The sequence below is a fragment of the Patulibacter medicamentivorans genome (assembly GCF_000240225.1).
GTDB lineage: Bacteria > Actinomycetota > Thermoleophilia > Solirubrobacterales > Solirubrobacteraceae > Patulibacter > Patulibacter medicamentivorans.
Genome location: NZ_AGUD01000214.1, coordinates 1 through 7,131, shown reverse-complemented (window position 1 = coordinate 7,131; position 7,131 = coordinate 1). Strand labels below are relative to the sequence as shown.

Sequence of the window (7,131 nt, the reverse complement as noted above, 5' to 3'; positions counted from 1 at the left end):
CCAGGACAACCGCCTTGGTCGCCCTCCACGTCTCGCGGTCCTTGGCCCGGCCACGCGAGCCGTTGACCGCCTGCAGGTCGAAGAAGAACGCCTGCGTCATGTTCTTCGCCACCTGACCGGTGACGAGGTCGACGAAGTAGCGGCCCTCGATCTTCAGCGCGTTGTCGAAGTCGACCTGCGCGCCCTCGACCGCGGCCGACATGATCGCCTTCGGGGCCGGCATGTTGGCGCCCTTGAGCTGCTTGCGCAGGTTCGAGGGGAACGCCGGCAGGTTGGCCGCGAGCTTCGGGTTGCTCGGCGTGCCGCCCGGGATCTTGTAGCCCTTGATGTCCCAGGGCTGGACCGCCTCGGGGTTCTCGGCGATGAACTTCCTGGCCGCCGGCAGCAGGTCGTCGGGGCTGGCGACGAGCTCGCTGACGATGCCCAGCTCGAGCGCCTTGGCCGGACGGTGGCGCTGGCCCTGGAGCAGGACGTTCATCAGGCCGCCGGCGATGCCGAGCATCCGCGTGATGCGGGCGACGCCGCCGCCGCCGGGCAGCAGGCCGAGGCTCACCTCGGGCAGGCCGATCTGGATCTTCGGGTCGTCGACGACGACCCGGTGGTGGGTCGCGAGCGCGATCTCCAGGCCGCCGCCGAGCGCCGCGCCGTTGATCGCCGCGACGACCGGCTTGCCGAGCGTCTCGAGCTTGCGCAGGTCGCCCTTGATCGTCTCGAGGTTCTCGGTGATCGCCGGAGCGTCGGCCGGGGTCGCCTTGATCAGGTCGTTGAGGTCGCCGCCGGCGAAGAAGGTCTTCTTCGCCGAGGTGATGATCACGCCGGTGATCTGGTCCTTCTCGGCGACGAGCCGCTCGACCGCCGCGTGCATCGACGCGCCGTAGTCGGCGTTCATCGTGTTCGCCGACTGGTTCGGGTCGTCCAGGACCAGGTTGACGATCCCGCCGTCGAGCTGCTCCCAGCGGATGGTGTTCGTGAACGTCATCTCGTTCTCGTTCCTCTCAGGTGCGTGCGATCCGAGCGCTGCTCAGATCGCCTCGACGACGGTCGCGATGCCCATGCCGCCGCCGACGCAGAGCGTCGCCAGGCCGTACTTCTTGCCGCGGCGGTGCAGCTCGTCGATCAGGGTCCCCAGGATCATGCCGCCGGTCGCGCCGAGCGGGTGGCCCATCGCGATCGCGCCGCCGTTGACGTTGGTGATCTCGGGATCGATGTCGAGATCCTTGATCAGGCGCATCGCGACGGCCGCGAACGCCTCGTTGATCTCGACCAGGTCGAGGTCGGAGGCCTGCAGGCCGGCCTTCGCCAGCGCCTTCTTCGAGGCCGGGCCGGGCGCGGTCAGCATGATCGTCGGGTCGGCGCCGGAGACGGCGGTCGCGAGGATCCGGGCACGCGGCTTCAGCCCGTTGCGCTCGGCGGTCGTCTCGTTGCCGATCGTCAGCAGCGACGCGCCGTCGACGATGCCCGAGCTGTTGCCGGCGTGGTGGACGTGGTCGATCTTCTCGACCCAGTGGTACTTCTGGAGGGCGACGTCGTCGAAGCCGCCCATCTCGCCCATCGCCGCGAACGACGGCTTCAGCTTGGCGAGGCTGTCGACGGTGGTGCCACGGCGGATGAACTCGTCCTTGTCGAGCACGACCTGCTCGTTGAGGTCCTTGACGGCGACCACCGAGTCGCTGAAGTAGCCGGCGTCCTCGGCGGCCGCGGCGCGCTCCTGCGAGCGGACGGCGAAGGCGTCGACGTCCTCGCGCGTGAAGCCCTCGAGCGTGGCGATCAGGTCGGCGCCGACGCCCTGCGGGACGAAGTAGGTGTCGTAGTTCGTCTCCGGGTCCATCGCCCAGGCGCCGCCGTCGGAGCCCATCGGCACGCGCGACATCGACTCGACGCCGCCGGCGAGGATCAGGTCGTCGCCGAGGCCGGAGGCGACCTTCTGCGCGGCGATGTTCACGGCCTCGAGGCCGGACGCGCAGAAGCGGTTGAGCTGGACGCCCGCGACCGTGTTCGGCAGGCCGGCCTTGAGCGCGGCCGTCTTGGCGATGTCGGCGCCCTGGTCGCCGACCGGCGACACGCAGCCGAGGACGACGTCGTCGATCGTGTTGGGATCGAGCTGCGGGTTGCGTCCGAGCGTCTCGTGCATCAGGCCGACGACCAGGTCGACCGGCTTGGTCGCGTGGAGCGAGCCGTTGCTCTTGCCCTTGCCGCGCGGCGTACGGATCGCGTCGAAGACCAGCGCTTCACTGCTGCCCATGGTGGAACTCCTGTGATGGGGATGCTCGCGGTGCCGGGCCCGGTTGCTCGGGCTCCAGACCGCGGGTGGCGACGTGGCCGACGACCGGGCGGTCGACGGCGGCCCGGCGAATGGTAGCTGGTTTCGCCCCAATGGTTGGCTGGCCAGCCAACTCCGGTCCGCGGGCGGCCGAGGACGGTCGGCGCAGGCCGTCCAGCCTTGGCCCGGCCGCCGCTCAGGCCGCGTAGCGCGCTGCCTGCTCCTCGGCGGTCGGGAAGGCGAAGGGCGTGCCGGTCACGCGCTCGGGCCGGAACATGATCCGCATCTGGCGCGGCGGCTCGAGGCCCTCGGCCCGGTCGGGGCGGAAGGTGGCGCACGGATCGTCGCGGTCCAGCGCGCACAGCATGTGCCGCCGGAAGAAGCAGTCCCCGCAGCTCGGAGGAGCGACGCGGGTGGTGCGGGCGCGAGAACGATCGGTGGCTGGGGTCACGTGGGTGGGTTCCGGGGGGCTGGTGTGCGAGTGCGGACAGGGGCTGCCGCACCCCGCGGGGACGGGGAACGGACGACTTCGGGACGTGCGAGGATCGGCCACCGGCTGGTGGCGCTCCGACGTCCTCGGCGAGGTCTCGTCGCGACCCGTGGTCGCGACGTGAGCGGCATCGAACCACACCGGCGCGGGCTCTGCACCCCTTGTTCCCGGTAATTGGTCACTTTTCGTGAACGAGTCGTGCAGGAACTCCGCAAATCGCAGAGAACGGTGCAGGTTCGACGCGCTCGTCGCCCCGGATCCCGGGCGGCTCACGTCGGCCCGACGTGAGCGAGCGGGCGGCCGGGTGGCCAGGCGGCGCGCGGTGGTGCGAGGAGGCGCGGCCCGTCCCGTCGGCTGCGCCATCATCCCCCGCGATGCAGATCCTCGTCACCGGCACCTCGGGGTTCGTCGGCTCCGCCCTGGTCCCGCCGCTGCTGCGGGCCGGCCACGACGTGCGCGGGTTCGCCCGCGACCCCGCCCGCGTCACGGTTCCGATCCCGGTGACGACCGGCGACGTCCTGACCGGGGCCGGGCTCGACGAGGCGCTCGACGGGGTCGACGTCGCCTACTACCTGGTCCACTCGATGGAGGCCGGCGGCGAGGGCAACGCCGACTTCCAGGCCCGCGAGCGGCTCGGGGCCGAGCAGTTCGCCGAGGCGGCCCGCCGCTCGGGGGTCCGCCGGATCGTCTACCTGGGCGTGATGGTCGACGAGACGCGGACGCTGACCCCGCACCTCCGCAGCCGCCTGATCGTCGAGGAGACGCTGTTGGAGGCCGCGCCCGAGGCGGTCGCGCTGCGGGCCTCGATCGCGATCGGCGCTCGCTCGCGCTCGTTCCGCTTCCTGGTGCGGCTGGTCGAGCGGATGCCGGTGCTCGCCCTGCCGCCGTGGCGGACCCACCGCACCCAGCCGATCGACGAGCGCGACGTGATCGCCGCCCTCCGCCGGGCCGCGACCGTGGAGCTCGGCGATCACCCGCGGCTGTCGCTGGACATCGCCGGACCCGACGTCCTCTCCTACGGCGAGATGGTCGAGCGGATCCGCGACCTGCTGATCCTCCGCCGGCCGGTGGTCGGCTTCCCGCTCACGATCACCGGGATCGCGGGCCGGGTCGCGGCGGTCGTCGCCGGCGAGGACCCCGACCTGATCCTGCCGTTGATGGGTGGCCTGACCGGCGACCTGATCGCCCGCGACGACCGCTGGGTCGGCCTGCTCGGCGTCCGTCCCCACAGCTTCGACCGGGCCGTCGAGCACGCGCTCGGCGAGTGGGAGCGGAGCGAGCCGCTGCGCGCGCGCTGACGGACCCCCGTGGGACGGCAAGCCGCCGGCTGTCCCAGGGAGGAGCCGCCGGAGGAGCCTCGCCGGATAGGGTCCCGCCATGAGCGCCGTCGTCGTCACCGCCGAGCTGCCCGCTCCTCCCGAGCGCGTGTGGGCGGTGGTGATGGATCCCACGCAGTTCGAGCGGTGGGTCACCATCCACAAGGAACTGATCTCGACCGACAGCGGCCCGCCGCGGGTGGGCTTCAAGATGGCTCAGCGCTACGTCATCCGCGGCGCCCCGGTGAAGGTGAAGTGGGTCCTGGAGGAGCTCACCCCACCGTTCCACGCGCACTGGGAGGGCAAGGGCCCGGCCGGCGCCAAGGCCCACATCGAGTACCACCTGGAGCCCCACGGCGAGGGCACCCTGTTCCACTATCGCAACGAGTTCGTGGCCCCGATGGGCCCGCTCGGCGCGGTCGCCTCCAGGGCGCTGATGGGTGGAATCCCCGAGCGCGAGGCCCACGCGTCGCTGGCGCGGCTGAAGGACCTCCTGCGCGACTAGCCCGGCCGACCGCGCCCAGGGCCTCGCGGGATCGCCCGGCCGCCCGATGCCCGACCCGCGACGCGCCCGAGCCGACGGGGCCCGGGCGCTGCGACGCCGCTACGCCGCGTCCTTCGGGTACCACGTCCGGTCGCGCTTCTCGACCAGGCCCTGCTCCTCCAGGCCCGGGAGGATCCGGTAGGCGTAGTTGGGGTGGACGCCGATCTGGCGGGCGATCTCGGTCGCGCCGAGGCCCGGCTCCTTGCGGATCAGCTCGAGCGCCTGACGGGAGCGCTCGCCGCTGCCGCGCGGGCGGCCGGCGCGACGGGTGCCGCCGGCGGCGGCGCGCGGCGCGCGGGTCGCGGCACCGGGGCGGTCGAGCCCGTCCAGCGCGTCCAGCGCCCGCTGCAGGCGCTCGTGCTCGGCGACCGCCGGAGCCAGCTCTTCGAGGCGAACCTTGATCTCGCGGCGCTTCTCTTCGAGGAAGTCGGACACGGTCGGTCTCCCGATCATTGGGATGGGACGGGCGGTTTCCGGCAGCGTTCGCCACCGCATCCGCCCGAGGGCGGGAGAACCCTAACAGGAATATGGCTGCCCAAGAAGAGGATGGGATGGGCGCTGCGGGCGACTGGACCGGAGAGGGTCATCCCCCGCCGGCACCATCCCGAGCTGAACCACCACCCAACACCGAGCCGAGCTCGGCAGGTCGGCGAACGGCCGGCTGGGAGAACCCCCACCCGGCCCCAGCCGATCGCCGAGCCGCGACCTGAACCCAGCGCCGCCCGGGAACCCGAGCAGCGCGGAGCCCGGGCGGACCCCGCGCGCGAACCGGGCCTAGATCAGGCCGAGGCCCTTGACCGCGTCCCGCTCCTCGACCAGCTCGGCGACGGTCGCGTCGATGCGGGCGCGCGAGAAGTCGTCGATCTCGAGGCCCTGGACGATCTCGTACGCGCCGTCCTTGGTGGTGACGGGGAACGAGGAGATGATCCCCTCGGGGACGCCATAGGAGCCGTCGGACGGGATGCCCATCGAGGTCCAGTCGCCCTCGGCGGTGCCGTTGACCCAGGTGTGGACGTGGTCGATGGCGGCGTTGGCGGCCGAGGCGGCCGAGCTGGCGCCGCGGGCCTCGATGATCGCCGCGCCGCGCTTGGCGACGGTCGGGATGAAGTCGTTCTCCAGCCAGGCCTGGTCGCCGACGGCCTCGGCGGCGTTGCGGCCGCCGACCTCGGCGTGGAACAGGTCCGGGTACTGGGTGGCCGAGTGGTTGCCCCAGATCGTCAGCTTCTTGATCTCGGTGACCGGCACGCCGAGCTTGGCGGCCAGCTGCGAGATCGCGCGGTTGTGGTCCAGGCGGGTCATCGCGGTGAACCGCTCGGCCGGGACGTCCGGCGCGTGGGCCTGAGCGATCAGGGCGTTGGTGTTGGCCGGGTTGCCGACCACGAGGATCTTGATGTCGTCGGCGGCGCCGGCGTTGATCGCCTCGCCCTGGGGCTTGAAGATGCCGCCGTTGGCCTCGAGCAGGTCGCCGCGCTCCATGCCCTTCGTGCGCGGGCGCGCGCCGACCAGCAGGCCGACGTTGGCGCCGTCGAACGCCTGCTTGGCGTCGTCGAAGATGTCGATCCCCGCGAGCAGCGGGAAGGCGCAGTCGTCGAGCTCCATCGCGGTGCCCTCGGCGGCCTTGACGGCCTGCGGGATCTCCAGCAGCCGCAGCTTCACCGGCGTGTCGGGACCGAGCAGATGGCCGCTGGCGATGCGGAACAGCAGTGCGTAGCCGATCTGGCCGGCGGCGCCGGTGACGGTGACGTTGACGGGCGACTGGGTCATGTGGTGCTCCTGCGTTCGTACGGGAGGTGCAGCGGCGGGGGCCCGGCGCGGCAGGCGACCGGGTGCTCGATGCGCGGCCGATGCTATCCCGCGTCCGCGTTCGGCCGCCGGCTGCCGCCGGCGGCTGCCCGCCGCCGCCTGCGACGTTCCGGTCGCACACCGTCCGGAACGTCACGTCCAGCCGCCCGCTGACGGCATCGGCCGCCGCCGATCGGGACGTTCCGGCCTCTCAGCGACCGGAACGTCGCATCGGCTCCCGCGGCGGCCACCCGGGACCATCGGCGCCAAGCTCTGAATCGTGATTCACTACTTGCGTGGCCTACCGTCCGACCGCCCGCACCGAGGCCCGCCGGCTCGCCGCCCGCGAGTCCCTGCTGCGGGCCGCGCGCGAGCTGCTGGCGCAGGACGGCTACCGCGCGGCGTCGGTCGCCGCCCTCGCCGCCCGCGCCGGCGTCGCGACGGGGTCGGTCTACCGCCACTTCCCGTCGAAGGCCGAGCTGCTGAGCCAGGTCTTCCGCCACGCCTCCGGCCACGAGGTCGAGGCCACGCTCGCCGCCGCCCGCCCGTTCGGCGACGACGCGCCCGCCGCGATCGCCGCCGCGGCCGGCACCTTCGCCCGCCGCGCGCTCGCCGGCCGCCGCCTGGCCTGGGCGCTGCTGGCCGAGCCGATCGACCCCGCCGTCGAGGCGGAGCGGCTGACCTACCGCCGCGCCTACGCCGACGGCTTCGCCGACCTGGTGCGAGCCGGGATCGATCG

8 protein-coding genes are annotated in these 7,131 nt (G+C 72.7%); 3 read left to right on the top strand and 5 right to left on the bottom strand.

Annotation, left to right across the window (positions count from 1 at the left end):
- The 3 genes from PAI11_RS13870 to PAI11_RS24480 form a co-directional block, all read right to left on the bottom strand.
- Nucleotides 1-979: enoyl-CoA hydratase-related protein (locus PAI11_RS13870; protein ID WP_040600302.1), on the bottom strand; the 979-nt coding region annotated here is incomplete at its 3' end.
- A gap of 42 nt (nucleotides 980-1,021) precedes the next feature.
- Nucleotides 1,022-2,242, bottom strand: a complete 1,221-nt coding sequence (locus PAI11_RS13865; protein ID WP_007575812.1) for an acetyl-CoA C-acetyltransferase — start codon at nucleotides 2,240-2,242, stop codon at nucleotides 1,022-1,024.
- A 214-nt stretch (nucleotides 2,243-2,456) separates the two neighbouring features.
- Complete coding sequence (locus PAI11_RS24480) at nucleotides 2,457-2,711, bottom strand: hypothetical protein (RefSeq protein WP_050897248.1); 255 nt, start codon at nucleotides 2,709-2,711, stop codon at nucleotides 2,457-2,459.
- A gap of 413 nt (nucleotides 2,712-3,124) precedes the next feature.
- Between PAI11_RS24480 and PAI11_RS13860 the strand changes: the two genes are divergently transcribed.
- On the top strand, nucleotides 3,125-4,048 hold the full coding sequence (locus PAI11_RS13860) for an NAD-dependent epimerase/dehydratase family protein (RefSeq protein ID WP_007575807.1): 924 nt from the start codon (nucleotides 3,125-3,127) through the stop codon (nucleotides 4,046-4,048).
- Nucleotides 4,049-4,127: 79 nt separating this feature from the next.
- Entirely contained in the window at nucleotides 4,128-4,571 is a 444-nt protein-coding gene (locus tag PAI11_RS13855) for an SRPBCC family protein (protein WP_007575805.1), read from the top strand.
- 99 nt (nucleotides 4,572-4,670) lie between these two features.
- Here the strand turns inward: PAI11_RS13855 and PAI11_RS13850 are convergent, their stop codons facing one another.
- Both PAI11_RS13850 and PAI11_RS13845 read right to left on the bottom strand, forming a co-directional pair.
- Nucleotides 4,671-5,045, bottom strand: a complete 375-nt coding sequence (locus PAI11_RS13850) for a helix-turn-helix domain-containing protein (protein ID WP_007575804.1) — start codon at nucleotides 5,043-5,045, stop codon at nucleotides 4,671-4,673.
- A gap of 339 nt (nucleotides 5,046-5,384) precedes the next feature.
- Entirely contained in the window at nucleotides 5,385-6,374 is a 990-nt protein-coding gene (locus PAI11_RS13845) for a malate dehydrogenase (RefSeq protein ID WP_007575801.1), read from the bottom strand.
- A 314-nt stretch (nucleotides 6,375-6,688) separates the two neighbouring features.
- Between PAI11_RS13845 and PAI11_RS13840 the strand changes: the two genes are divergently transcribed.
- The coding region (locus PAI11_RS13840) for a TetR family transcriptional regulator (RefSeq protein WP_040600301.1) at nucleotides 6,689-7,131 on the top strand (443 nt) is incomplete at its 3' end.